Source organism: Leucogemmata humicola (assembly GCF_055379415.1).
This window is the reverse complement of record NZ_AP040875.1, coordinates 5481723-5507382: the sequence shown is the minus strand read 5'-3', so window position 1 is coordinate 5507382 and position 25660 is coordinate 5481723. Positions and strand designations below refer to the sequence as shown.

Sequence of the window (25660 nt, the reverse complement as noted above, 5' to 3'; positions counted from 1 at the left end):
AGTCGGAGACTGATGTTGCCGATCGCGACCGGACTCGGATCGAAGCCGTAACGGAACGAGTTCGTCAACATCCACGTGTGCACCAGCACGGCGGCGCCGCTCGACAGAGAGAGCGCGAGTGCGATCTCCGCACCGACGAGAATGCCGTACAGCCGTCGATTGCGTCTTGTCGTTCCGGTTCCAGCGCCTGACTTCAGCAACTCATTCGGGTCTGCTCGCGAGACAGTGATTGCGGGAAGGAGCCCGATGAGGACGACACAGAATGCAGTGGCACACAGCGCAAAGGCGAGCACGCGCCAACTGAACTGTGGCTCCACGACGTATTGGCCGACCTGCTCCGGAATCGACGCGGTAAGCGCACGCGAACCCCAGTACGTGAGTACGAGTCCGAGCACCAAACCAACGCGGCGAGCAGGACACTCTCGCCGAGTAGATGCGCCACGATGCGACGTCGTGTGGCGCCAAGTGCGGCTCGCAGCGCCAACTCGCGACGTCGTCCGATGCCACGTGCGAGCTGGATGTTGGCGAGGTTCGCACACGCGACGAGCATCACCGCGGCGACCGCGAGAATGAGCGCAATCTGAAAACCGCGAACTTGGAATTCTGGATCGGCCGCTGCGTGAAATCGGAACGCCACGTCGCGCGAGCTTTCGCCGGCCGCGAGTGCGATGCGGTTGGAAATGACCTGCAGCTCGCCTTCGGCATCGGCACGCGTGGCGCCTTCGCGAAGACGAATGAGCCACATATAGATCGCCGCCGCCGGTTTGACCGATGCGAGCGTCCATGCCCACACATTCGCGTGCGGAAAGTTTGCCGTCGATGGAACGACGCCGACGATTACGTATGGTTCGCGATTGACCATGAGACGCGCACCGATCGGCGACTCGCCTGCCTGAAAGAGCGACGCCACGAGCTGATCGCTCACGACGATGGGCGCGACGTCCGACTGTTCGTCGGATGCAATGAAGGTGCGGCCAAGCAGCGGCCGCGTTCCGGTAACGTCAAAAAAATTCGCGCCCACCCCACTCACCGACGCTTCGCGAATGTTCTGCCCGTGTTCGATCAGCTGATCGCCGTACACGAACGTCATCTGCGTGATCGATTCGTAGCTGTGCATGCCGCTGATCAGCGCGTCGTTGCGCGCGCGGTTGTCGACTTGATGCTTGAAGTCGCCGTACAACCGAATCCAGTACAACCCCTCAGGCGCCCGCATGTCGAGACGCGGCTTCATGAGCGCGTCGAGCACACCGTACATCGTCGTGTTCAGCGCAATGCCAAGGGCGAGCGACAGCACGACGACGGTCGTGAACACCGGCTGCTGTCGAAGCGTGCGCGCGGCAATGCGAAGTCCGTCGAAAGCCATGATCATTCTCTCACGGAGCGGGGCGAGTTGGAACCGGGCATGCCTTGGGAGACGAGTGGCGCCGCCCGCGGGATACCCGCCCCCCTGAATGGCCGCGCGCCCTCGCTTGGCGCGCAAGCGAGGCGTACATTCGCGGCATGAACTCACGTATCGCCGCAATCGCTCTCGCCGTCACCACGACGGGGTGCATCGTGCACCGCACCCCGTCGCTTCCAGCATCGATTCCGCCTGCGTCTGGCGAAACACGCACTGCATTTGCCCTTCGGCAGATCGACGTCGCGCCAGGAACCGGCGCATTGGCGGAGCCGCGGAAGTGCTTCTACGCGCACTACACCGGTTGGCTGGTGGACGGGAAGAAGTTCGATTCGTCACGCGACACGGCCGCGAACGGCAGCCCAAAGCCGCCTATCTCTTTTGCGCAGGGCGCGCGTCGCGTAATTGCCGGCTGGGACGTCGGATTCGAAGGCATGCGTGTCGGCGCTCGGCGCCGATTGTTCATTCCGTATCAGCTCGCGTACGGCGAGGCCGGGCGCCCACCGGCGATACCGCCCAAATCGGAGCTCATCTTCGACGTCGAGCTCATGGCGGTCGCCGACACGCTACCGCGCGCCGAACCGACGCCGCGTGGGCAGGCTGCCCCGCCGCCGGCATGTCCGACCTGGGCAGTCGTGAGCGCGAAGAAGTAGCCCGCTATTCAGATGTCCCAAGTGGCCGCGAAGTGACACACCGGTGTCCCGCGGGCGAGACACTGGGGCGTCCGTATGAGTCGGACGAAGTGACTCAAACGACTGTGTAGCAACATGTTACTGAGCGAGGGAACTTTGGCCGCCGTCGTGCGTTAGGCGGCGGCGACACCCCGCCTCGAGAGTTCCCTGTGTACCGGCCAGCTCTGGTCTCCGCTTCCGCCGCCATCGTCGCCGCGACTATCGCCGCGCCAACGATCGCAGCCGCTCAGCAATCCGACCTTTCCATCAGTCCGTTCGTCTCGTTCCTGCCAGCCGCGGGCGGCAATCCGCTCGCCGGCCTTGCGCTCATGTTGACGGGCGACGGCGGCTTGGGGCTGCGCGCTAGCGCGCACCTCGCCCTCGAGAACTCCACGCCGAGCGCCTTTGGCGGCACGTCGACACTTCGCCCCTGGGGCGCGGACGCGGATGCGGTGCTCTCGCTCCGTCGGTCGTTTAGCAGCTACAGCCGCGGTTTTGCGCCGTTCGTGTTCGCTGGGGTCGGAACGGCCGCCAAGGACAGCGCCGGCTATCGGATCACCCGCCCCAACTGGAGCTACGGCGCCGGTGCCTCGATTCCATTGGGCCGTGCGATCGACGTGTTCGGCGAAGCGAGATGGCGGATGTCTCGATACGTGCTTCCGACCGCAGCCGGCGCGCCGACGCCAACGAACGAACTCCGCTTTGGCGTGTCGTTCCACGTTGGCGGAAATAGCGGCATCGGTCGCGTTGGGGCGCGCGATCGTCGGAGCGAAATGACGCCTGCGGTCGCGATTCCGGCCGCGCGCTTTCCGACATCAGGGACGTCAGCGAGCGCGCAGCGTGTGCTGGGAACGGCCGAGCAGTACGTGGGCGTGCCGTACAAGTGGGGCGGCGCATCGCCGAGCTCTGGATTCGATTGCTCAGGTTTTGTTCAATATGTGTTTGCTAAACAGGGCGTGACACTGCCGCGCACCGCGTTGCAGCAGGCACAAGTTGGAACGGCAATCGCGCCGGATTGGCGCGCGATATCGGCGGGTGATCTCGTGATGTTCGAGGAGAACGGCCGAATCGGCCACGTCGCGATCTACGCGGGTGGAAACCGCATCATTCACTCGAGTGCGAGTGGCGGCGGCGTGCGATACGACAATCTGTCGACCGAGCGCGGCGATTGGTTCGTCGACCACATGGTCGCGGCGCGTCGCGTGACACCGGATGCGCGCGGCCTATTGCTCGATCTGGCGCGCGGTTTTGCGAATGGCGCCGAGGTGCAGTTCGATGGACCAGACCATGCGCCGCGCCCTCGATAGACGCGGAAACCTTTCGCGCCTGAGACCCTGAGACCCTGAGACCTCGGACCAGAGACCTGAGACCTACCAGAGGACGCTCAAAAAGAAAACGCCCGCGAATTCGCGGGCGTTTCCATTTTGAGCGTCCTCTAGTCCTCACGTTCCGAAGAACCCACCGCGTCCGCCACCCGCGCGACCCGGGCGCACCTGGCGAATGGCCTGGTTGTCGAGGAAGAGCGCGATGAACGGCGGCAGCTTTCGAATCTGCTCTTCGGTCAGCAGCGCCTTCGCCGCCGGACCGTAGATCGCCATCTTGTCGAGCGACTGGTTCTCGGCCACACGCACACGTTCGTATGCCTCATCGAGGTCGTACTTCTCTGGGAGCCCGGACAGATACGTCGACACCGGCGTCCAGATGGAGTCGATCACCTTGCCGTAGGTCTTGTTCAAGATTGCGATGCTGTCAGCGACATCATTGCTCAGACCGAGTGAATCAGTCTGCCGCAGCATCGACTCGAACGGATTCGGATAGCTGCGGACGTACATCGCCTTGATCTGCTGATCGGTCATCTTGTTGCCCTTTCCGTTCCGACCGGTGCGCAGTCGGAGGAATAGGTCCTGACGCTCGCGCTCTGGTCCGACGTCGAAGCGCACGTCGATCGTGAGCTGCATTGGCGCGAGGTTGAGCGCGCTCGCCTGGCGGTTTGCACCGAAGCGCGGATTCACGTCATAGATGTACTTCTGCGACGTCGGATCGAAGCCGCGAACGTACAGTAGCGTCGGATCGACGATCGACGGGGCGCCCCATCCGTGCAGGTTGTTCGAGCCGTGCACCAGCGCATCGACGCCAGTGAGCGGGTTGGCAATACCGAGCGAGATCGTGGCGCGATCCGGAATCTTCAGCGCCTGGGAGACCAGCGCGATGCGGAGACTAAGGCTCGTCGTCCACGGTCCTTCGCAGCTGTTCTTTCCAGCAATCGTTCCAAGCTGCTTCTCGAGGCAGCTGCGCACCGAACTTGGCGCGCTCGTGAGCAGATTCTGAATGCCGCTCGCGAGCGTCGCGTTCGTCGTCGTCGCCGGATTGTAAATGAACGCGCGATCGTTGTTGTACCCGTCGCCGTTCACATCGCCGGAGACCGACGGCGTGAATGGGTTGCCCGATTGGAAGCGTCCGAACGCCGTGACGCTCACAGCCTGATGGAAGGTGTAGCCGAGGTTGTATGTGATCTGGTGACGTGCGTCGCGATCGCCGCGTGCCCACTGCGTATCATACGGGTCGCCGGCCGTTGAGCCGCCGCCGAAGCCGCGCGTCTTGTCGACGACCTTCTGCCAGATGTACGTCGCGCTCCACTGGAAGGACGAGTTGAACGCGACCGGCGAGAACCCGAGGCTCACTTGCGTGCTGTGCGACTGGAGGTCGGACAGATAGTCAGTGACCTGAGCGAAACTCTGCGTGACGCGTGCATCGCGAGACAGAATTGCGCCAGTCGTCGTGAAGATGCTCGACGGATTCACGAACACCGGGCGATTCTCGCCAGGCAGCGTGAAGCGGGCGATGCGATCGAAGTTGAGATCGATCTGGCTCTGCTGATTCAAATTCAGCGAGTACGTCGCACCGCTCGTCATGCGAAGACGATTGCCGAGAATCGGCAGGTTCCAGTTGAGGTTCGCGCGCCAGCTGCGCTGCGGCGTGTAGTCGGGCGCAAACAGCGACACGTTCGGAACGGTGCTCGAATACGTGGACAGATCGCCGGCGCACGTGCTCGGAATGCTGCCTGTCGTGCTGAGGTAATCGGCCCAATTCGGGATCGGTACCGCACTACCGATACAACTCAACTGCTGCGCAGCCGACGGAAGTCCGGTCTGATCGACGGCCGCAGAGATGAGCTGTGAATTCGGCAGGTTCTGGAACTGACCGATACCGCCGCTGATCTGGCCGCGCGAGCCGCGCTGCGCGCCTTCGAATCCGCCGATTTGCGGATTGGTGCCGTACGTCCAGCTGAAGCCGAGTCGTGGGCTCACGTAAACGCCGCGCGGAACCGCGTCGTTGCGCGTGCCGAACACTGAATCAACGAGCGGATTGTTCGCCGGGTTGCCCTGGAAGTGCGACGCATCGACGCGAACGCCATAGGTGATCTGGAAGCGCTGCGTGCGACGGTACGAATCACCGAGCCACGCCGATGCACCAAGATCGTCGCCCAAGCGTCGATTCACCTGTAGACGACGCGTAAAGCTCGCGGGAATTCCATTCTGCAAATCGGACAGCGAGTTGTAGACGAACGTTCCGTAGCGGTTCGTGGTGTTGTCCTGCGAGTAGCGATTGTAGCGCAGATCGACGCCGAACTTGTACCGGTGCTTGTTGTCGAGACTGATCCACGACAGCTGATTCTGCAGCTCCGACGTCAGCGTGTTCGAGCTGCGTGGGAGTCCGGTGCTGCCGCCGAACTGGAGATTCGAGACGCCGGCCGTGCCGTCGTCGAACGTGGAGTTGACGCGCACCGTTGCCGACGGAAGCTCGATGTACGGATCGCCACTCGTGAGACTTTCCTGAACCGAAGCGCTGGTCTCGTTCAAGAAGTTGTCCCAGAAGTAGCTCGAGTGCCGGCCCTGAAGCGTTCCGCCCCAGCTCCGCGTTTCGCCGCCGTGCAGCGGAACAGCGGTCGTCGACAGGCTCGTCGCGTCCTGGCCGCTCCAACGTCCATTCGCCGTGATGTTGAACGAGTGACCACCCGACGGCGCAAAGTCGAAGCTCGTGAGGAACGATCCGTTCTGATTGAGTTTTGCGCTCGGAATCGCCGAACTGGTGAGCGGGATGTTCGACGCACCGAGCATCTGCAAGAGCCGCTGGACGGAGTCGGCCGACACACCCACGCGCTCGAGGGCGAGCGGATCGGTGTTGAGCAAATCCTGAAGTGTGCTCGAACGACGGCCGAGCTGCCACGAGAACGAGTAGAATACTTTATCCAATGAGATCGGCCCGGCAGCGCTGCCGCTCAATTGGAGGTTCGTAAACCGCTGGCCGAGCTGACGACCGATTGGATCGGTGTACTGCAGCCCCGGCGCGTCGACGGTCTGATGGAGAGAGCGGGTCTGATAGTTGGTGCCGCTGTTCGTGCGCAGAGAAATCTGAGCGCCCGAAAAGCCGCCACGCGACGGATCGAAACTGGATGTCGTCACACGCGTCTGCGTCGTCGCATCGCGCGGCAGGTCGGTGCCGCCGAAGTTCAGGCCGTTGAGCGTGATGTTGTTCTGATCGGCGCCGAGTCCGAGGACCGAGAATCCAGAGGCACCGCCGTCGGCGCCCGGAATGAGCGTGACGCCCGGAAGCGTCGCGGCCATGGCCGAGAGATCGCCGAGGACGTCGATCGGAACATTGTTGGTGTTGAGCGCCTGATCGCGTCCGCCAACTTCTACCTGATTGCCATTTCGGTCTGGGCGTTCGCGGCCCGCGGTGACACGAACGGCATCGAGCGAAACGGCCGTTTTGTTCAGCGTGGCGTCAGCGACGAGAATGTCCTCATCGATTTCACGCTTCACTTCAAAACGCGTTGGCGCGAATCCGATCGTCGTGTACGACATCATGTAATCGCCGCCACCACCCGAGAAGATGATGGAGAAGCGGCCATCTTTGTTCGTCTTTGCGTTGCGCGACGTCTGATTGACGAGCGACGTCGCAGTAACCGTGACGTTTTCGACAGGCTTCTTGTCGGGGCCAATGACGCGGCCGCGAATGATGTCGGAACCATCCTGCGCATGGAGTGGCGCGACGCTTCCGAGCATTGGGAACAGCGCAAGCAGCAGAACTGCTATCGTGCGACGAGGAAACACAGGACCCTCGAGACTGGGGTGCAGACGGTGGGTGGGACACACTCAATACGTGCGGAGCGCGTCGGACGCTGGACGGGTAGTAGACACCGCCTACGTGCCCGTCATTCCTCTGCGGGCTATAGGGGGCGCATAGGTCGATATGTTCAGGTTTCTTAATGCGGCGCGCTGGAGAGGGCCGTGCTAGTGCGCGCGCCGCAGAGCGATCGAGCGTGAAGTCGGTGAAGTTCGACGCTCGCTACTTGCCCGCGTCGTGCGCGATGTCCTTGAGCTCGAGATACAGCGTGCCGAACGGAAGCTTCGACTTCAGACGCAGTACGATGCGTGTGCTGTCGTCAGCCAACCACACTTCGGCTTGTCCGCTCTCCGAGAACAACCCTTTCGACTTGATGGTCGGCTTGAGCAACAGCGCGTCGAACTCACCGGCCGGCACGGTCACGCGCTCACGTCGTACGACTTCGATTCGAACCGGGTTTCGATCGAGATGATAGTAGCGATCGAAGTCGTACGTCTTTCCGACTTCGAGCGGTGTCGAGCGCATGAAGTACACGAACGACCCTTCGTCTAGCGGCTCCGCGACGCTCGGGTTCTCCGTGCCATTTCGCAGATACACTCGGCGCTCGGGAAAGAACTCGTATGTGCGATCGGCCTTGTACGACGTTTCGTCGATGTGCTGCACGTGCTTCAGGGACACGAGCGATGCGGTGTCGAACCAACTCTCGTAATGGTCGTCGACGTGAAAGAGAAGAACTCGTCCTTTCACCTCGAACATCGTGTGGTATGCCGGTCGTCCACGAATAGTCTCGATGCCGACGACGCTCATCGTCGCGGAGCCGGCGTTGAGAAAATTGATTTTCGCCTGATAGGTGAGGCGTTCGCCAACGCGAAAGGGAACGGACGCGACCATCGCCGCGCGCAGTGGCGCAGCGGTCGAGACTGCTCTCGCGTGATCGAGAGTTCCCAGGATTCCGGTCGCCGCGGCGAGCAGCAATAGCGTTCTCATGACGAGCCGGAATCAGTCATAAGCCATGCCGAACCGCGCGGGGCGAGCTCGACGGCTCGGCCCCGTATTCAGATCTTTCCGACCTGCTCCTTCTGGCCGAGTCGCGAGAAGTCCTCGCCGGGATTGATGAACGAGTCCTTCTCGGCGCCGTACTGCTTTTCGTAGAGAAGCCGGTATCGCCCGCCGAGCTCGATGAGCTCGCGATGCGTTCCACGTTCGACGATTGCGCCGCCCTCGAGCACGAGAATCTGGTCGGCACTTTCGATGGTCGAGAGGCGGTGCGCGATGACGAACGTCGTTCGTCCGCGACGCAGCGACCTGAGACCATCTCGGATCATCGCTTCACTTTCGCTGTCCAAGCTCGACGTCGCTTCGTCGAGAATGAGAATTCTTGGATCGGCAAGCACAGCGCGGGCGATCGCAACGCGTTGTCGTTGTCCGCCCGAGAGCTTTACGCCGCGTTCGCCAACGATCGTGTCGTAGCCCTTTTCGAAACGCTGGACGAACTCATCGCAGTGCGCCACGTGCGCAGCTGCGCGCACCTCGTCGTCGGTTGCGCCGGGCTTGCTGAAAGCGATGTTCTCCTTGATCGTGCCATCGAACAGGAAGTTGTCCTGCATCACAACGCCGACGTGCGACCGATAGTCGCGCAGCCGAATGTTCGCGACGTCCTTTCCGTCGACGAGCACGCGTCCGCTCTTCGGGCGGTTGAACGCCATCACGAGACCGATCAGCGTACTCTTTCCGCCACCGCTCGATCCGACGAGCGCTGTCGTCGACCCCGCCGCCGCGGAAAACGACACATGCTTGAGCACTTCCGCGCCTGGGACATACTCGAACGTCACGTCCTGGAACTCGACGGAGCCATCCATCTCGGGCATGGTCGCCTTTGTGGCGTCTGCCTGATCCTCCGTTGGCATTTCGCGGATTTCTCGAATGCGATCGAGGCCGGCAAATGCTTCGCTCACCTGTGTGCCGATCGACGCGATCTGGACAAGCGGGACGGCCATGAGGCCGACGAAGAACGCGTACATCACGAAATCGCCGAGCGTCATGGTGCCGGCGAGAATCGAACGGCCACCGATGACGATCATCATGACGCCGATGACGCCAGAGATCACGGCCGTCCCAGCGCCAACCGCCGATGTGCCGGTAATGGTCTTGGCAACGTTGCGAAACAGTTTGTGCGCGCCACGCGCGAACACCAGGCGCTCGCGCGGCTCGGCGACGTACACTTTGACGAGTCGCACGCCGCCGATCGTTTCGGCGAGTCGTCCCGTGACCTCAGCGTTGATTGCGCCGCGCTCGCGGAAGAGAGGACGAAGCTTCGTGAACGCCTGCATCATCATGGCGCCGAAGACGAGCAGGATGAACAGGGTTGCGCTGGTGAGCTTCCAGTTCAGGTAGAACAGCACGATGACGGCCATTATCGCCGTCATGATGCTGCCGAGGAGCTGAATGAGTCCCGTGCCGACGAGATTCCGCACGCCCTCGGCGTCGCTCATGATGCGCGAGATCAGGACGCCCGTTTTCGTGGAATCGAAGTACGAGATGGGCAGTCGGAGAATGTGTGCCTGTACACGCTTCCGCATTTCGGTGATCGCGCGTTGCGCCGCGATGCTCACGACCTGCGCCAGCGCGAACGACGTGGCGGCCTGAACGATCGTCGCCCCAGCGGCGGCGGCGGCGAGCGGCATGAGCAGGTTCGCACGGTGCTTTCCCACGATATCGTCGATGAGGAACTTCGACGTCCATGGAAGCACGAATCCGGCGAGGCGGTTGATGACCATGAGCACGAGGCCAATGGTCAGCGATCCGCGGTGTTCGGAGATGAGCTGACGCGCCTCTTTCCATGCGCGAGTCTTGTCATACTTGGCCATTCCGGAATGTAAGCCGCGGAATGACGGCGCGGGCGGGGCAACTTGCTATCATAAGAGCATGCGACCCATTCACACGTTTGCCCTGTTGGTCGTCGCCGCGCGTGCGCTATTCGCGCAGGGCGCCTCCTCACCTCCGCCCACCTCCCGCGAGTTTCGCGCGGTGTGGGTTGCGACGGTGGGGAACATCGACTGGCCCTCCAAGCCTGGTCTGAGCACGTGGGACCAGCAGCGCGAGCTCATTGCGATTCTCGATCGGGCCGAGTCGCTGAAGATGAACGCCGTCATCTTCCAGGTTCGGCCCGGAGCAGACGCGCTGTACGCGTCACCCTACGAACCGTGGGCGCGCTTTCTCACCGGCCGGCAGGGTCGCGCACCCGAGCCACCGTGGGACCCACTCACGTTCGCTGTCGAGCAGGCGCACAAGCGCGGCCTGGAACTGCACGCGTGGTTCAATCCGTATCGCGCCGCGTATGCGCGGGACTCGCAACCCGCGCGCACGCACATCAGCAAGACGAATCCCGGCCTCGTTCGCGCGTACGGCAACTTCCTCTGGATGGATCCTGGCGATCCCGAAGTACGCCGGCGCTCTCTGCGCACGATTGTCGATGTCGTCAAGCGCTACGACGTCGACGGTGTGCACATCGACGATTACTTCTACCCGTATCCGGAAACGGACGCGAGCGGCAAGAAGATCGACTTCCCGGATTCGGAGACGTACGCTCGCTATTTGAAAGGCGGCGGCAAACTAGCGAAAGACGACTGGCGTCGCGACAACGTGAACAAGCTCGTCGAAGCGCTCTACAAGGGTGTGCACGACGTGAAGCCACAGGTGCGCGTTGGAATCAGTCCGTTCGGCATCTGGCGCCCTGGTTTTCCGGCGTCGGTGAAAGGCTTCGACGCGTATCAAGAGATCTACGCCGACTCCAAGAAGTGGCTGCAGAACGGTTGGGCCGACTACTTCGTGCCGCAGCTGTACTGGCCAATCGGCGCTCCGGAGCAGCGGTATCCGGTGCTCTACGATTGGTGGCTGTCACAGAACTCGAAGAAACGCCACATGTGGCCCGGCCTCGCGACATATCGTATTTCAGAGACTGGCACCCGACGCATCACGTCGCAGGAGATCGTCGACGAGATCGATTCGACGCGAGCGCGCGGTGGCGATCAGGGTCATGTGCACTTCAACATGACGGCGCTGATGAAGGGACCCGACAGTCTCAACGAAAAGCTCGCGACGCTGTATGCGGAGCCAGCGCTCGTGCCGGCGTCGCCGTGGCTTGGCTCCACGCCTCCGTCTAGGCCAACGGCGTCACTGGGTCACGACGCTGCGACCGGTGAACCCGCACTCACGCTGACGCCGAAGCAGGGCGAAAAGGTGTGGCTCTGGACCATTCGGACGAACACGAATGGCGTGTGGACGACCGAGGTGCTCCCCGGCTGGCTCAAGGTGCACCGACTGCCCTCGAGCGCCGTCGATGAGATCGTCGTAACTGCCGTGAGCCGCACCGGAGTCGAAAGCGCACCAGTGCACGTTGCGACTGGCCGAAAATGAAACATCCCGGTGAGAGAGCTCACCGGGATGCTTTCGACGCTTGATCCTACTTATGATGTCGTCTTTGCGCGCTTCTGATTCTCGCCCATGACGCGAAGCGTGTTGCCGCCCCACAGCTTCCGAATGTCCTCTTCGCTATAGCCGCGCTTCACCAACTCGAGCGTCACGTTGAACGTTTCGCTCGCGTCGCGCCAGCCGTCGATTCCACCGCCGCCGTCGAAGTCGGAACTGATTCCCACGTGCTCGATTCCGGCGACTTTCACTGCGTGGTCGATGTGATTCACGAAGTCGACGACGTTCGGTGACGGCCATTTTGCTTCGATCGCGGCCATGCGCTTGTCGTACTCTGCAAGCTTGTCCGGCGCGAGCGACGTTCGCTGATTTCCGCGACCGCCGCCGCCAGCGCGACCACCGCCTGCCCCGGCACCACGACCACCACCCGCTGCGCCACCCGCACCACGCGCGGGAGTCGGTCCAAAGAATTCATCGTTCAGCTTCTTTACCGCTGTGTCACGCTCGGCAGGTTGTGCTTTGACGTACGCACCGAGTGCAACCATCTGCACGACGCCGTTGTTCTTCTTCATTGCCAACAACATCTCGTCATCCATGTTCCGCGGTACGTTCGCCACCGCGGTGGTGCTCGAGTGCGATCCGATCACGGGCGACGTGGACAGAGCCGTCGCCTGCATCATGCACTCCTTGGACACGTGCGACACGTCGACCATCATGCCCACACGGTTCATCTCGGCAACGACCTGACGGCCGAACGGGCTGAGTCCATGCCATTCCGGTCCGCGTGGATCGGTCGATGAATCGCAAATGTCGTTGTTCGACGTGTGCGACAGCGTCATGTACCGCGCGCCAAGGTCGTAGTAGCGCTTGATGAGCGTGAGGTCGTGGCCAATGACCCAGCCGTTCTCAATGCCGATCGCGGCAATGAGCTTACCAGAATTGTGAAGGCGCACCGCATCTTCTGGCGTGTACGCGATTCCAATCAGGTTCGGATACATCTGCTCGGCCATGCGGTGGATCGCGGCGAACTTGTTCAGCGCGCGCTCCTTTGCCCAAGCATTGCCGCTGTCCGTGCGCGCGCCCTGGCCAACGTACACAGCGAAGAAGGCCATGTCGTATCCCCCGACTTTCATTTTGTCGAGGTTGACCTGCGAATTCATCGTCTTTGGGTCGGCGTCGGGCGTCGCGTAGTTGTCCGGAATGTCCTTGTGCGTGTCGATCGTGATGACGCGCTCGTGGATCGCGCGCGCGCGCGCGACGAGGGACGCGTCGTTGGTCGAAGGTGTTGGGCGCGGCGATGCGGCTTGAGTGGCGGGGCCACTGGATCCGGAACAGGCCGCGAGTGCGACGAGCGGGAGAATTGAGCGAAGAGAGCGCATGAGGCAGCGAGGGAGGGGGTAGGCAGCTTCGCCAAATCGATGGCGCGCGCTGCGGGAGGTCAAGTCGTTCCGGCCGCCACGCCCGTCAAGGGCAGTCGGATTCCCCGGCGCGACGCCCGCGGAGTACGCCGATTGCGTTTGTAATGAATATGAAGGAGCAGGCTGAGGCGGTGAGGTCGATGCGAATTCGCGATGTACGTGCTTGGGCGCTGGGGCTGATCATTTCGGTTGCGGCCTGTCATACGACGCCGCTCGAGCCGGGCCGGAAGTCCAAGATGGCCGATGCTTCGGCAAAGTTCGCCCAGGCGGCCGCGGCGGTGACGGGCCAGACGGCCAAGATCGCCAACGACTACGAGAAGGGGAAATTCGTCGGCTTCGATACACACACCTACCCAGGCACGGCAACGATGACCGCGTGGAAACACACACCGGGGTCGCCGTACAAATGGGTCGGCTACTACCTGCCGGCGCCCTGCCACAACGACGCGTCGTGGACTGGTAAGCGCGACACGTTGGTCAAGATGGGGTGGGGTTTGGCCGCCGTGTACGTCGGTCAGCAGACGTGGGGGAAGACGCCGCGCAATCTCACGTCCGCTCAGCGCGCGGCGATCCGAAAGCAAAACGACTGCTCCACCGATCTGCTCAGCGCCGAGGAGGGAGCCCTCAATGGCGACGACGCTGTGAAGCAGGCGAGCGAAGAGGGATTTCCTCAGGGTGCGGTGATCTTTCTCGATCTCGAGCGCACGGAGAATATTCCGCCCGCCATGCGCGATTATTACAAAGCGTGGGCAGCGCGAGTGCTCGCGTCGAACAAGTATCGACCTGGCGTCTATACACATCAGCACAACGCGGCCGAGATTTTCACCGACATCAAGGATGTCTTCACGGCGGCCGGTGATACGACGACGCCTCGGTTCTGGATCGCTGGCGGCAAGAACTTTGATACGGGACGCGCGCCTCAAGACGTCGGCTTTGCCTTTGCTGGCATGTGGCAGGGCGTGATCGACGTCGCGCGTTCGGTGGCGAACATCAGGCTTCCCGTCGATGTGAACGTGTCGGCGTGGGAATCGCCGTCGGAGTCAGGAACGGCCACGAAGTAAGCAGTAATCGGCGCCCTCTCTGGCGCCATCAGCCTCGCGCGGGTCGCGCAATCCCGATACATTCGGCGACGCGACTATTACTGACGTGAGGATTTCAATGAAGCGACTCATTCTTGCGGCGCTGCTCGTTGCGGCGCCGCTCGTGGCTCAAGATACGACGGGCGCCGCTGGTCGCGGCGGACGTGGCGGAGCTGGGCGCGGTGGTGGCGGCGGAGCACCGGGCTGGAACGGATCGATGGACACGCTGCGTGCTCGCCAGCTGTACGTATCGAAGGATCCTGCAGATCTTCGCGGCTGCAACCCCGATGTTTGCGCGCGGGGGATTGCCGGCAAGCGAAAGACGGACAGCGTCTACGCGGCTAAGGCGCCTGGCAAATACGAATTTCAGAAGATCAAATACAAGAGTCGGGCAGACGGTCTCGAGATTCCTGCCTACGTTTTTTCGCCAATCAACAGGGGCAACAAGAAGCACGCAGCGCTCGTGTGGGTGCACGGCGGCGTCCACGGCGATTGGGACACCGGTCTCTTTCCCTTTGTCGTCGAGGCCGTGCAGCGCGGCTACGTCGTGCTCACGCCGGACTATCGCGGAAGCACTGGCTACGGCGACGAATGGATGAAGAAGATCGACTACGGCGGCAAGGAAGTCGACGACGTGCTCTCGGCCGTCGACCACCTCGCGACGCTGCCGTACGTCGACACGAACAAGCTTGGCATCATGGGTTGGAGCCACGGCGGATTCATTACGTCGCACATTCTCTTCCGCGCCGACAACCCGTTCAAGGCAGGCGCGGCGATCGTGCCGGTAACCAATCTCGTGTTCCGCCTGTCGGACCACGGCCCGAGCTACGCGCGCGACTATGCGGCAGAAGAAGGCATCCAAGGTTTGCCGTTCGAGCGCAACTGCGGACCACAGAAGAACCGCGACTGCATCGACATCTACCTCGATCGTTCGCCGGTCTTCCACGTGGAAAACCTCAAGGTCCCGATGCTCGTCCACGTCGCAACAAACGATTGCGACGTGTACTTCCGCGAAGATCAGCAGATGGTCTATACGCTGATGGCGCTGAAGCCGAATCTGGCCGAGACGAAGATCTACAAGGATCCGCCGGTGGGCGCCGCGGGTTGCGGTCACACGTTCAGCCGCCGTGTGAATCCAGAAACTCTCGAACGGAACGATTCGCCCGAGCAGATCGATTCGTGGAATCGGACCTGGGCGTTCTTTGAGAGAACTCTAAAGCCATAAACGACCAGCCACCGGTCGCCTCGCTATGTCATTGATGGATCTCGCAGACCGCCTGCTTCACGCCCACCGCAGGCGGCGAGCGATCGAGGCGCTGCAGACGCCGCTGCGTCCCGGTGCGATACTCTTCATTTGCTACGGCAATATTTGTCGTAGCCCCTTCGCCGCTGCGCTGTTTCGTCGAGAGATCCGCGCTGGCCGGGCACTCGGGCTTCAAAGTCGCGCGATACGATCGGCAGGTTTCACGGGCAGCGACCGATCATCGCCGCCAGAAGCCATTGCCGCCGCGGCAAAGTTTGGAGTCGATCTCTCCACCCACCGATCCGCAGTGATCACGACGGACGTCTATCGCTCGGCCGCGCTGATCGTGACGATGTCGCCCGATCAGGCGCGCGATCTCCGAAAGCGCTTCGGCGTGCTTGGGCAAATGCTCGTGCTCGCGGATCTCGACCCCGACCCGATCGCCTCCCGCACGATTCGCGATCCGTTCAGGCTACCGGCAGATGTCTACGCCGAGTCGTACGGGCGAATCGACCGGTGCATGTACGCGCTGTTGTCGGCGCTCGAGGGAGGGCCGTAGGTCGCTGCGCGTGTTGGTTTAGTTCCGGGTGCTGACGTCGAGTTGCGCTTGCAGGCTCACCGGGTCGACACTGCGGACCGCATCGCGAGCAAATGCGTGCACGCGCATTTCCGCGTTTCGCGCGAGCGCGATAAAGACGCGAAAGGGAAAAGTGGAGAGCGCGGGCATGCGTCGTTCGGCGCTATCGACGGCGTTCGTGTCGTAGACGCGCCAGATCTCGCCATGACGATCGACTAAGAAGGTCGACGTGAACTGCTGGATGACGCGTGGCTCGGGACCGCTGGCTGGAAGAACCGCCAGCGCGACTGCAACATTGCCCGAGGGAGTCTTGGCCGATCGACTCTTGGTGGTGGGACGGGTGCCCATCGTCGGGACCTTTCCAGAAAGGGACTGCACAGGGGACGCACAGCCCGCGCGCAGCGTCACGCCGCGCGCGGGCGGGCCCGCTACCGGGCGCTTTTCCCGCCCAAAGAGCCTCGCCGATCGTCTTTCACGAAGTGTGATAGGGCAGGCATTTTCACGGCGGCCAGTGACCGCGCGTCCAAGGTGGCCGCAGCCGGAATGACTCCCTCTCGACTCAACAGATACGCAGTTACCGCGTAGGTCTGGTCGGGCGTCAGCGAGCCCGGTGCCGTAAGAGGCATGGCACGGCGGATGTAGTCGTACAGGGTCGTGGCGTAGGGCCAGTAGTTGCCGATCGTCCGCGGAATCTTGAAGTCGCTCGCGAAGTCGAAGCTGCCCTTCGGCCCGCCGAGGAGCTGCGGATAGGCCGGCGGCTTTCCCTCGCCGTTTTCGCCGTGGCACGAGGCGCAGTTGGCGGCGTAGACTTTTGCCCCGTCCTCCACCGTCCCGCTACCCGCCGGTAGCCCCGCTCCACTCGGCGACGCATCGATGTCGACTGCTGCGATCTCCGCGGCCGTCGCGGCGCGACCGAGCGCGAACTGTCGCGGGTCTTTGTCGCCGAGGTAGTCGTCGCGCGCATCGACCTTACAGCCGGCGAGGAGCACGAGGGCGGCGATGGCGATGAGCCGCGTCATGTGTTCGCCTCGAACGTAACGACGCCGTCGGGCGAGACGCGCCACGCGCGAATGGAGTTGAAGTGATAGTCGGTGCCAGGTCCGCGGACGGCCTTGAGCTGCGCCAGCGTTGGCTGCGTATATCCGGTCTCATCGACCGCCCGGCTCATGATCAAACTCTGATTGCCCTTCCACTGCCACATGTACTGGAAGCGCACGTGCGCCTTGGGCGAGAGCGGGGTAATCAATTCCGCGGGAACCCAGTTCGCACCACCGTCTGTGCTGACATCGACGCGTGCGATTCGACCGCGACCACTCCACGCAATGCCAGAGATCGGCCACCACCCCGGTCCCGTGAGGCGTTCGGGAAACGCCGGCGACGTGATGATCGACTTGGCGTCCATTTCGAAGCTGAACATGCGCGCCTTCCCGCCGGGAAGCGGGTCGGTGTACTTCGACGTTTCCCACCGCGTCATGAAGGGCTCATTAGCAAACTTCAAACGACGGAGCCACTTCACGCTCGTGTTGCCCTCCCAGCCGGGAAGCAACAGCCGCATTGGATACCCCTGCTCGGGTCGAAGCGGCTCGCCATTCTGCGCATAGACGATCAGCGCGTCGTCGCGCGCCTTGGACGTCGGAATGCTTCGCGCGAGAAGGCAAGCGTCGCCGCCCTCGGCGAGAAACCAATCGGCTCCTTTCTTTACGCCGACTTCGTTGAGAATGGTGTCGAGTTGAACACCGGTCCATTCGCTGTTCGCCGTCATTCCGTCCACCTGCTGCGGTGTCATCTCCGGCTTTGGTGTGCGATATGCTGCGCGACCGTTACCGGAGCATTCGACGAAGTACGTGTGCGTGACGGATGGAAAGCGTTTGAGGTCGGCGAGCGTCAGTTCCAGCGGCCGATCGACGAGGCCGTGGATGAGCAGCGTGTGCTTCGCCGGATCTATCGTAGGAACACCGGCGTGAATGCGCGTGAAGTGCAGATCGGAGGGAGTGATCGTTCCCGACAGCGCCTGAAGTGGCGTGAGCGACGTACCCGTGACGTCGCCAACCGGCGCACGCGCCGGCGTGACGAACGGCGATCGCGTCCCCACTGCAGTCGTGGGTGCGCCGAGCACTTTGGTTGGGTCTGCCGGTGCAATCGGTGGCGGCTCGACGGCGGGCGCGACGGTTTTCGCCTGTTGCGCCCCAACCGCTGGAAGTCCCCCGAGCAACGCGCCGCCAGCGGCCACGGCCGCTCCAGTGATCAACGTCCGTCTGCTGATCGTGGCTGGCGGCGTCGAGGTTGGTGACGGCGTGTCGTCCATTGGCTGCGGTTCGAGTTTACCTGCGGTTCAGCACCGAGGTTGGAGCGATGACGATTGCCGCAGCCGCGTTCGTCGTACGCGGCAACAGCTTGGGCGGTTTGAACGCCTTGTGGCCTTTCGTGTCGTACGGAACGTCTGCGGGAGCGCCACCCGTTGGCCAATCATTCTCCTTTCCCGGAGAATCGGGTCGTGTCATCGACGTGATGTACGAGGCAACGTCGTAGGCCTGTTGATCGGTCAGCGTTCCCGGGCGGTCGAACGGCATGTTGTGGCGAATGAACGATGCGGCGCGTTCCTGACGGGCCATCGATGCGCCGATGCTGAACGACCGCGACCCCCATAGCGCTGGAATCGTGCCCATTCCCGCGCCGTCGTTTCCATGGCAGCGAGCGCAGTTCTCGACAAATAGCGGACGTCCGCGCGTCGAGTCGCCAGCCAGGTCTGGCATCTTCGGCATTCCTTCGCCGCGCACGTGCTCGCCGGTCGGAACGCCCTTCGAGATGTACGAGAGGTACGCCACGATGTCCTGCATCTCTCGACTGTCCGAGGGAAGCTTTGACCCGGCCAGACTGCGAGTGAAGCAGTAGTTGACGCGGTCCTCGATCGGGACGACGGCGCCGCTGCGATCCATGAACTTGGGAAAGCGCGCGTACGCACCGGTGAGCGGTGCGGCATTTGGGCGACGCCCTTCGTCGAGATGGCAGCTCGTGCAGTTCAACGTGCCGCCGACATACGCGGGAAGGCTGTCCCGCGTATGCGTGAGTAGTGCGAGTCCGCGATACACCGACGTCTCGAACGGATCGTCTGGCGTGCTGTCGACGACCGGAGGCTGCCACGCATCCGCGTTCCAGGCGCGGTTTGTCGTACGTGGAGCGGCGACGGCCGTGGAGTCGGTGCGCGTCGCCGCTTCCTGGAGGGTGCAGCCGGCGACCGTCAGGCCGATCGCCGCAAGAATAGCAAAACGAAAGGGCGCGCGCATGCGCGCGCTAGTCGACACGCTTGAGCGCGTCGGCGAGCGTTCCGAAGAGCTGATCAATCTGAGCTTTCTCAATGATGAGCGGTGGAGACAGCGCAATGGTATCGGCGGTGGAACGGGCGAGAACGCCTGCTTCGAAGCACTTGAGGAAAGTCTCAAACCCGCGAGCGCCCGGTGCACCGGCGCGCGCTTCCAGCTCGACGCCGGCAACGAGTCCGATGTTCCGCAGGTCGATCACGTGCGGCAGACCGCGCAGAGAATGAACGGCGTCGGCCCAATACGACTCGAGCGACGCTGCACGCGCGAACAATCCCTCACTCTTATATACGTCAAGCGTGGCCAAACCGGCCGCCGCGGCGAGCGGATGTCCGGAGTACGTGTATCCGTGAAACAGCTCGATACCAGCGGCTGCGCCATTCACGACCGTATCGTAAATCGGGCCGCGAACGCAAACCGCGCCCATTGGAACCGTCGCGTTGGTGATTCCCTTCGCCAGCGTCAGCATGTCGGGCACGACGCCGAACTTTTCGGCCGCGAACGACGCACCGAGCCGGCCGAAGCCGGTGATCACCTCATCGAAGATGAGCAGGATGCCGTGGCGATTGCAGATCTCGCGCAAACGCTCGAGGTAGCCCTTGGGCGGAATGAGCACGCCGGTAGACCCCGCGACCGGCTCGACGATCACTGCTGCGATCGTGTCGGCACCATACTTCGTGACCATGTCCTCGAGCGCGTCGGCGAAGTGCGCGCCGTGCTCCGGTTGTCCGCGCGAAAAGGCATTCTTCGCCGCATCGTGCGTTGCCGGAAGGTGGTCGACGACGGGCAGCGTTTGCGCCGCAAACTGCTTTCGATTGGCCTCGATGCCGCCAACGGCGATTCCACCAAAGCCAACGCCGTGATAGCCGCGTGTGCGGCCGATGAATCGAACGCGCTGTGGCTGTCCCTTCGACTGCCAGTAAGCCAGCGCGATCTTGAGCGCTGTGTCGACGGCCTCGGAACCGGAGTTGCCGAAGAAAACGTGGTCGACGTCGCCCGGCAGCATGGCCGAAAGCTTCTGCGCGAGCTCGAACGCCAGCGGATGACCCATCTGAAAGGGCGGCGCGTAGTCCATCACGCCGGCCTGTTCGCGAATGGCCGAGGTAATCTGCTCGCGACAGTGGCCCGCGTTCACGCACCAGAGTCCGGCGGTGCCGTCCAACACCTGACGGCCGTCGGCCGTGGTGTAGTGCATGTCCTTTGCGCCAACGAGCATTCGGGGCGCACGCTTGAACGCGCGATTGGCCGTGAACGGCATCCAGAGCGCTTCGAGCGACGGTGGGGTAGACGAGAGTGCACTCGGCGCGGCGAGGGTTTCGGTAGCCATGGGGAAATCGCGTGAGGAGTTCAACGTGCGGCGAAACGGCGGGCGCGGAGAGCGGCGACCGACATATTACCTTCAATATGAAGGCGAACCAGGCAATGGGGGAGGATGGCGCCGATGAGCGACGAGCCGGAAGACCTGGAAGAGGTTCAGCGGCGGCTGCAAGAGATTCAGCGCCGCAAGCGCGGCCGTATTCAATGGAAAATCGGCAAGCACACGGCCGAAATGGCCATCGACGCGCTGGAGGCGCCGGCGAAATCCGCGCGACGCAGCGGCAAACAACGCCGACGTAAGCGCTGGAAGAGGCTGCTATAGAAAAGAGGGCCGCGGCGACGCGCCGCAGCCCTCCGTTGCTTCAGACTCGCTTGGTCTTCCAGTGTCCTCGACGGAAGACTGCCGCGCCGGCCACCGCGTACGTCGAGAACGCAATCGCGATCGCCAGATAGATCCCGTTCGGGCCCATGCCGAGTGGCTTGGCGAGAACGTACGCGAGCGGAATCTCCCACAACCAGAACACCAATAGGTTGAGCATTGTCGGCGTCCGTGTGTCGCCGGCGCCGTTGAACGACTGCGAAATCACCATTCCCCACGCATAGAAGGGGAAGCCGCACGCGACTATCCGAAGCGCATTCGATGCGTAGGGCACGACGAGTGGGTCGTGCGTGAACAGTCGCGCGATCTGCGGAGCAAGCAGCGCCAACACGCCGCCAACCGCGCTGAGCACGATCATGTTGTACGTGCCCGCCACCTTCACCGCATGCTCGGCGCGATCCGGCTTCTTTGCGCCGAGTGCCTGACCCACCATCGTCGCCGCGGCGTTGGCGACACCCGCGGCCGGCAACAGGCCGAAGATGATCAAGCGAATGCCGATCGTGTACCCGGCGAGCACGTTACTGCCGAACGTTGAGAGAATGCGAATCAGCGCAATCCAGCTGGCCATGCCGATGAGCATCTGTACCGCGGCCGACCATCCGATGCGTACCATTCGTCCGATCAACGCGAAGTCCACGCGCAGATGTCGCGGATGGATGTCGACGCGAGAGCCGGGTTTGAGCAGTCGGCTTAGCGCGAATAGTGCGCCCGTGCCGCGCCCGATCGTCGTTGCCACCGCGGCGCCGGTGACGCCAAGCTTCGGGAACGGCCCGAGTCCAAAGATCAAACACGGTCCGAGCAAAATGTTGATCGCGTTTGCCAGCCACAGCACGCGCATGGCGATTGCCGCATCGCCAGCGCCGCGGAAGATCGCGTTGATCACGAACAGCATGATGATCGTGACATTTCCGCCGAGCATCACGCGCGTGTATGAACTGCCCGTGTCGATGACGTCGGGCGATGCGCCCATGACACCGAGCAACTTCGGGGCGAGGATTGCGCCGGCGATGCCGAGCACGATCGCGACGAAGAGTGCGAGCACAATTCCCTGACCTGCTGCCTGCGCGGCACCTTCGCGATCACGCTCGCCTGTTCGCCGCGCGACCATCGCCGACGCGGAGATGGCGAGACCCATCGCGACGGCATAGATGAGCGTGAGCCACGACTCGGTGAGACCGACAGCTGCAACCGCAGTGGCGCCAAGCTTGGAAACGAAGAAGACGTCGCAGACTGCGAACACGCTCTCCATGATCATCTCCAACACCATGGGAATGGCGAGGATGAGAATGGCGCGTGACACGTGTCCTTCGGTGTAGTCGCGATGTGATCCGCGCAGCGCTTCGCGAACGGAGTCCCAGATTCCGCCGTCCACGTGTGGCGGTGGTGCGTTGAGTTGTTCTGATGGGGGAGCGAGCGTTTCTGACATAGTGTTTGCTAGGCGCTAGGCACCAGAGCTTCGGAAGTGATTGGATTGGAACAGCGCCGAACAAAAAAGGGCGGCGCCGGATCGCGGCGCCGCCCTCGAAACAGCTCGAGCTGGATACGCGATCAGTATCTGTGGACCATGTCGGCGACGACGAGCACGTCCGTCGGAGCACCCATCATCAGGGCGGCGCCGGCGAATCGGATCGTCGTTGCGGTTGCAAGGGTCTTCACAGCACTGACCTCCATTCAAAGGGTGAGGTTATCGCGGGACGAGCATTCTAGGACAAACACACGAACGGCGCAAGTGGAATTTTCGCGCGCCGTTCGCGGCCATTACGGCGTAACTGCGCGAGTCGGTAGCGGGTCACCGTTGATGTCGAGCAGCACGAGCGGCGCAATCTTAGTAGCTGCGAGCGGCCCTTCGATCTTTGCACGATCGCCGACGATCACGATCGCCATGTGATCCGGATCGAGATACTTCTGCGCCGCACGCAGCACATCGTCCTTCGTCACGGCGTTGATTCTCGTTACAAAACTCTGATAGTAATTTTCCGGCAAGTCCTGCGTGTAAATCTCGCTGACGGCGCCGCTCACGCTTCCAACCGATGCAAAGCGGCCGGGAAGGCTCTGGATGAGAGAGTTCTTCGCCGCTTCCATTTCTTCGTCGGTGATCGGGCGCGCTCCGCGAATGCCCTTGAGCTCCTTCATGAACTCGATCAGCGCGCTGTCGCTCTTCGCCGTCACAATGTCGCCGCCGGCACGGAACGCACCAGGTCCACGGCCGAACGCGAAGCGCGAACTCACGCCATAGCTGTAGCCCTTCGCTTCGCGAATGTTCGCGTTCAAGCGCGACTGGAACAGCTCGCCAAAAAAGGCGTTGAGCACACGCAGTGCGTAGTAGTCGGGTGTGCTGCGCGACGGTCCCACTTCACCAATCGCGAACGTCGACTGCGCGGCCGCCGGTTTGTCGACGAGATAGATCGTCGTCGCCTTGGGCGTGGGTGGTGTGGGATACGTGAACGCTGGCTTGCTTCCACCAGCCTTCCAAGGCGCCAATGCCTTGTCGAGCGAACGCTTCACGTCGTCTGGCTTTACGTCGCCAACAACGGTGATCACGGCGCGCCCGGGCTGAAAATATTCTTTATGGAAGGCGACAAGATCGTCGCGCGTGATCGCCTTCACTGACTGTTCGGTCGTCGAACGACCATATGGTTGGTCAGCCGTGTACAGCAGCTTTGGGAAAACGACGCCCGCGATTGAACCAGTTCTGTCCTTCGCCTGCTGAAGATTGACGACCGTGCGCGCGCGCAACCGATCGAGTGCGGGCTGTGGGAACGCAGGGTTTACCAGCACGTCCTCGAACAGCGCGAGCATCGGATCGAACTTGTCGCGCATCACGAACAGGCTCATCGCGCCGCTCTCTGCACCAACGCTCGCGTTGATGTTGGAGCCAAGCGCTTGCATCGCCTCAGCGAGTTGATCGCCGGTGCGCGTCGTGGTGCCTTCGAGAAGCATCGAACCGATGAATCCACCGAGTCCCGTCTTGCCCGCAGGCTCGAACTGATTTGCTCCACCAACGAATGCGACGTTCATTGACACGAGCGGCAGACCATGTCGCTCCGACACGATGAGCTGCGCGCCGTTGGCGAGCGTCAGTTTGGTCCACGTTGGAACGTGCAGCTCAGGCGTCTTCGCCGCCGTCGGGATTGCCGCGCGATCCAACTTTGCCTCGCCAGACGACGCTTGCTTCTGTGCGAACGCAGCGGTCGGAAGAACAATGGCCAACGCGCCGAATGCGCAGCGAGCACGAAGTGAGTACGACATTATTTGGCCTCCGAGCTATTCGTCTTCGCCGTTGCGTTCTGCGACACCGTAGTGCTTGCGGCAGCCTTTGAGGCCTGATCTTTCTTTCCAACAGGAACGATGCTCAGCACGACACGACCCTTGCCGAGGTAGGTGTTGGCCACGCGCTGCACGTCAGCCGCGGTCACAGCTTGATACTTCGCGTAGTCCACAGCGAATGCGCGACTCGGATCGTTATGGAATGCCTGGCCGATCGCGAGACGCTGCGCCTTGCCGAGGTTCGACTCGAGCCCGCCGAGAAACGAGAGCTGAAGCGACGCGTTCGCGCGATTGATCTCGTCGGCGCTCGGGCCCTTGCGTCGCACCTCGGCGAGCAGTGAATCGACGTCGGCTTCGAGCTCGGTAAGCGAGTGTTCGGGTCGCGGCGTCACGATGATGGTGAAGTCGCCAGCCGATTCGTTGGTGCTCTGGTACGTGTTCACTGCAGCGGCGGATTGCTTGTCATACACAAGCGCTTTCGTCAGCCGCGAGATACGTGACCGCGAGAGAATGTCGGCGAGCACGTCGAGCGCGTATTGGTCGTCGCTATTCTCGCCAACCGTTGGCCATGACAGATACAAGCGCGGGATCTGTACGCGATCCTCGAGTACCAATCGCTTCTCGGCGGTCAGCTTCGTTTTCGGAACGCTGGGCCGCACGATTGCTTTGCCACGCGGCACGCCAGAAAAGTATTTCGCGATCCACGCCTTGGTCGTTGCCGGATCGAAGTCGCCAGTGATGGCGAGTGTTGCGTTATTCGGGGCGTAGTAGAGTCGGAAGAACGCCTTCACGTCTTCGACCGACGCGGCCTGCAGATCGGCAAGACTTCCAATCACCGGCCACGAATATGGATGCGTGCTCGGATAGGTCGCCGCCGAAATGATTTCGTTGGCGCGCCCGTACGGTTGATTGTCCACGCCCTGCCGGCGTTCGTTCTGGACGATGTCGCGCTGGGCGTTGTACTTCGCGACGTCGAGCGCGTCGAGCAGCCAACCCATACGATCGGACTCGAGCCACAGCGCATGCTCGAGATAGTTCGACGGCACGATCTCGTAGTACTGCGTGAAATCGTTCGTCGTGTTGCCGTTGTTGTTTCCACCAACGCCTTCCGTGTACTTGTCGTGCAATCCGTAGGGAACGTGTCCCGATCCGGTGAACATCACGTGTTCGAAGAGATGCGCGAAGCCGGTCCGGCCGCGCGTCTCGTTCTTGGAGCCAACGTGATAGAGCACTTCCACGGCGACCGTTGGCGTCGAACTTTCCTGCGCCAGGACGACCGTGAGTCCGTTCGGGAGCGTGTACTTCTCAAAGGGAACGCGGACGGCGCCGGCGCTCGGCGCCGGAGCGGCAGCCTGTGCTCCGACGGCTATCGGGGCCGCGACTGCGGCTGACAGTCCGGCGGCGAGAAGTTGGGTACGAATGCGATTCATACGGAGATGCG

20 protein-coding genes are annotated in these 25660 nt (G+C 62.5%); 7 read left to right on the top strand and 13 right to left on the bottom strand.

Annotated elements, in window-relative coordinates:
* Positions 1–193: 193 nt before the first annotated feature.
* Positions 194–1363, bottom strand: a complete 1170-nt coding sequence (locus AC6H4Z_RS23675) for an ABC transporter permease (RefSeq protein WP_497544441.1) — start codon at positions 1361–1363, stop codon at positions 194–196.
* A 137-nt stretch (positions 1364–1500) separates the two neighbouring features.
* Here AC6H4Z_RS23675 and AC6H4Z_RS23670 point away from each other — a divergent pair, with 137 nt between their 5' ends.
* Together AC6H4Z_RS23670 and AC6H4Z_RS23665 are read left to right on the top strand one after the other, a co-directional pair.
* Positions 1501–2049, top strand: coding sequence for an FKBP-type peptidyl-prolyl cis-trans isomerase (locus AC6H4Z_RS23670; protein ID WP_497544440.1), 549 nt, complete (start codon positions 1501–1503; stop codon positions 2047–2049).
* A gap of 188 nt (positions 2050–2237) precedes the next feature.
* Positions 2238–3374, top strand: coding sequence for a C40 family peptidase (locus tag AC6H4Z_RS23665; RefSeq protein WP_497544439.1), 1137 nt, complete (start codon positions 2238–2240; stop codon positions 3372–3374).
* A 135-nt stretch (positions 3375–3509) separates the two neighbouring features.
* On the opposite strand, the gene AC6H4Z_RS23660 is transcribed toward AC6H4Z_RS23665, so the two are convergent.
* The 3 genes from AC6H4Z_RS23660 to AC6H4Z_RS23650 form a co-directional block, all read right to left on the bottom strand.
* Positions 3510–7181, bottom strand: a complete 3672-nt coding sequence (locus AC6H4Z_RS23660) for a TonB-dependent receptor (RefSeq protein WP_497544438.1) — start codon at positions 7179–7181, stop codon at positions 3510–3512.
* Positions 7182–7416: 235 nt separating this feature from the next.
* Positions 7417–8181: a DUF3108 domain-containing protein gene (locus tag AC6H4Z_RS23655; protein ID WP_497544437.1), complete on the bottom strand. Its 765-nt coding sequence runs from the start codon at positions 8179–8181 to the stop codon at positions 7417–7419.
* Between the two features lie 68 nt (positions 8182–8249).
* On the bottom strand, positions 8250–10061 hold the full coding sequence (locus AC6H4Z_RS23650; protein WP_497544436.1) for an ABC transporter ATP-binding protein: 1812 nt from the start codon (positions 10059–10061) through the stop codon (positions 8250–8252).
* A 58-nt stretch (positions 10062–10119) separates the two neighbouring features.
* Here AC6H4Z_RS23650 and AC6H4Z_RS23645 point away from each other — a divergent pair, with 58 nt between their 5' ends.
* Positions 10120–11610: a glycoside hydrolase family 10-like protein gene (locus tag AC6H4Z_RS23645; RefSeq protein ID WP_497544435.1), complete on the top strand. Its 1491-nt coding sequence runs from the start codon at positions 10120–10122 to the stop codon at positions 11608–11610.
* A gap of 50 nt (positions 11611–11660) precedes the next feature.
* Here the strand turns inward: AC6H4Z_RS23645 and AC6H4Z_RS23640 are convergent, their stop codons facing one another.
* Positions 11661–13001, bottom strand: a complete 1341-nt coding sequence (locus AC6H4Z_RS23640) for a dipeptidase (protein ID WP_497544434.1) — start codon at positions 12999–13001, stop codon at positions 11661–11663.
* Positions 13002–13180: 179 nt separating this feature from the next.
* Between AC6H4Z_RS23640 and AC6H4Z_RS23635 the strand changes: the two genes are divergently transcribed.
* The 3 genes from AC6H4Z_RS23635 to AC6H4Z_RS23625 all read left to right on the top strand — a co-directional run bounded on the left by AC6H4Z_RS23635 (position 13181) and on the right by AC6H4Z_RS23625 (position 15921).
* On the top strand, positions 13181–14101 hold the full coding sequence (locus AC6H4Z_RS23635; protein ID WP_497544433.1) for a glycoside hydrolase domain-containing protein: 921 nt from the start codon (positions 13181–13183) through the stop codon (positions 14099–14101).
* A 97-nt stretch (positions 14102–14198) separates the two neighbouring features.
* Entirely contained in the window at positions 14199–15344 is a 1146-nt protein-coding gene (locus AC6H4Z_RS23630) for an alpha/beta hydrolase family protein (protein WP_497544432.1), read from the top strand.
* A gap of 34 nt (positions 15345–15378) precedes the next feature.
* Positions 15379–15921, top strand: coding sequence for an arsenate reductase/protein-tyrosine-phosphatase family protein (locus AC6H4Z_RS23625; protein ID WP_497544431.1), 543 nt, complete (start codon positions 15379–15381; stop codon positions 15919–15921).
* Between the two features lie 18 nt (positions 15922–15939).
* Here the strand turns inward: AC6H4Z_RS23625 and AC6H4Z_RS23620 are convergent, their stop codons facing one another.
* From AC6H4Z_RS23620 to aptA, 5 genes are all read right to left on the bottom strand, one after another.
* Positions 15940–16287, bottom strand: a complete 348-nt coding sequence (locus AC6H4Z_RS23620; RefSeq protein WP_497544430.1) for a hypothetical protein — start codon at positions 16285–16287, stop codon at positions 15940–15942.
* Between the two features lie 80 nt (positions 16288–16367).
* On the bottom strand, positions 16368–16958 hold the full coding sequence (locus AC6H4Z_RS23615) for a c-type cytochrome (protein ID WP_497544429.1): 591 nt from the start codon (positions 16956–16958) through the stop codon (positions 16368–16370).
* Entirely contained in the window at positions 16955–18244 is a 1290-nt protein-coding gene (soxC, locus tag AC6H4Z_RS23610; protein WP_497544428.1) for a sulfite dehydrogenase, read from the bottom strand. The genes AC6H4Z_RS23615 and soxC overlap by 4 nt, the downstream gene beginning before the upstream one ends.
* 16 nt (positions 18245–18260) lie before the next feature.
* Entirely contained in the window at positions 18261–19223 is a 963-nt protein-coding gene (locus tag AC6H4Z_RS23605) for a c-type cytochrome (RefSeq protein ID WP_497544427.1), read from the bottom strand.
* 7 nt (positions 19224–19230) lie between these two features.
* On the bottom strand, positions 19231–20583 hold the full coding sequence (aptA, locus tag AC6H4Z_RS23600) for an omega-aminotransferase AptA (RefSeq protein ID WP_497544426.1): 1353 nt from the start codon (positions 20581–20583) through the stop codon (positions 19231–19233).
* A gap of 114 nt (positions 20584–20697) precedes the next feature.
* On the opposite strand from aptA, the gene AC6H4Z_RS23595 reads away from it, so the two are divergent.
* Positions 20698–20895, top strand: a complete 198-nt coding sequence (locus AC6H4Z_RS23595; protein ID WP_497544425.1) for a hypothetical protein — start codon at positions 20698–20700, stop codon at positions 20893–20895.
* 40 nt (positions 20896–20935) lie between these two features.
* On the opposite strand, the gene AC6H4Z_RS23590 is transcribed toward AC6H4Z_RS23595, so the two are convergent.
* The 3 genes from AC6H4Z_RS23590 to AC6H4Z_RS23580 all read right to left on the bottom strand — a co-directional run bounded on the left by AC6H4Z_RS23590 (position 20936) and on the right by AC6H4Z_RS23580 (position 25649).
* On the bottom strand, positions 20936–22378 hold the full coding sequence (locus tag AC6H4Z_RS23590) for an MATE family efflux transporter (protein WP_497544424.1): 1443 nt from the start codon (positions 22376–22378) through the stop codon (positions 20936–20938).
* Positions 22379–22710: 332 nt separating this feature from the next.
* Positions 22711–24201, bottom strand: coding sequence for a M16 family metallopeptidase (locus AC6H4Z_RS23585; protein WP_497544423.1), 1491 nt, complete (start codon positions 24199–24201; stop codon positions 22711–22713).
* A complete protein-coding gene (locus AC6H4Z_RS23580; protein WP_497544422.1) occupies positions 24201–25649 on the bottom strand; it encodes a M16 family metallopeptidase in 1449 nt (482 codons plus the stop codon). Before AC6H4Z_RS23580 ends, AC6H4Z_RS23585 begins: the two co-directional genes overlap by 1 nt.
* Positions 25650–25660 lie beyond the last annotated feature (11 nt).

Coding starts and splice junctions, on each gene's coding strand:
- AC6H4Z_RS23675 (WP_497544441.1), bottom strand. CDS start 1,363: ATGGCTTTCGACGGACTTCGCATTGCCGCGCGCACGCTTCGACAGCAG.
- AC6H4Z_RS23670 (WP_497544440.1), top strand. CDS start 1,501: ATGAACTCACGTATCGCCGCAATCGCTCTCGCCGTCACCACGACGGGG.
- AC6H4Z_RS23655 (WP_497544437.1), bottom strand. CDS start 8,181: ATGAGAACGCTATTGCTGCTCGCCGCGGCGACCGGAATCCTGGGAACT.
- AC6H4Z_RS23650 (WP_497544436.1), bottom strand. CDS start 10,061: ATGGCCAAGTATGACAAGACTCGCGCATGGAAAGAGGCGCGTCAGCTC.
- AC6H4Z_RS23645 (WP_497544435.1), top strand. CDS start 10,120: ATGCGACCCATTCACACGTTTGCCCTGTTGGTCGTCGCCGCGCGTGCG.
- AC6H4Z_RS23640 (WP_497544434.1), bottom strand. CDS start 13,001: ATGCGCTCTCTTCGCTCAATTCTCCCGCTCGTCGCACTCGCGGCCTGT.
- AC6H4Z_RS23635 (WP_497544433.1), top strand. CDS start 13,181: ATGCGAATTCGCGATGTACGTGCTTGGGCGCTGGGGCTGATCATTTCG.
- AC6H4Z_RS23630 (WP_497544432.1), top strand. CDS start 14,199: ATGAAGCGACTCATTCTTGCGGCGCTGCTCGTTGCGGCGCCGCTCGTG.
- AC6H4Z_RS23625 (WP_497544431.1), top strand. CDS start 15,379: ATGGATCTCGCAGACCGCCTGCTTCACGCCCACCGCAGGCGGCGAGCG.
- AC6H4Z_RS23620 (WP_497544430.1), bottom strand. CDS start 16,287: ATGGGCACCCGTCCCACCACCAAGAGTCGATCGGCCAAGACTCCCTCG.
- AC6H4Z_RS23615 (WP_497544429.1), bottom strand. CDS start 16,958: ATGACGCGGCTCATCGCCATCGCCGCCCTCGTGCTCCTCGCCGGCTGT.
- soxC (WP_497544428.1), bottom strand. CDS start 18,244: ATGGACGACACGCCGTCACCAACCTCGACGCCGCCAGCCACGATCAGC.
- AC6H4Z_RS23605 (WP_497544427.1), bottom strand. CDS start 19,223: ATGCGCGCGCCCTTTCGTTTTGCTATTCTTGCGGCGATCGGCCTGACG.
- aptA (WP_497544426.1), bottom strand. CDS start 20,583: ATGGCTACCGAAACCCTCGCCGCGCCGAGTGCACTCTCGTCTACCCCA.
- AC6H4Z_RS23595 (WP_497544425.1), top strand. CDS start 20,698: ATGAGCGACGAGCCGGAAGACCTGGAAGAGGTTCAGCGGCGGCTGCAA.
- AC6H4Z_RS23590 (WP_497544424.1), bottom strand. CDS start 22,378: ATGTCAGAAACGCTCGCTCCCCCATCAGAACAACTCAACGCACCACCG.
- AC6H4Z_RS23585 (WP_497544423.1), bottom strand. CDS start 24,201: ATGTCGTACTCACTTCGTGCTCGCTGCGCATTCGGCGCGTTGGCCATT.
- AC6H4Z_RS23580 (WP_497544422.1), bottom strand. CDS start 25,649: ATGAATCGCATTCGTACCCAACTTCTCGCCGCCGGACTGTCAGCCGCA.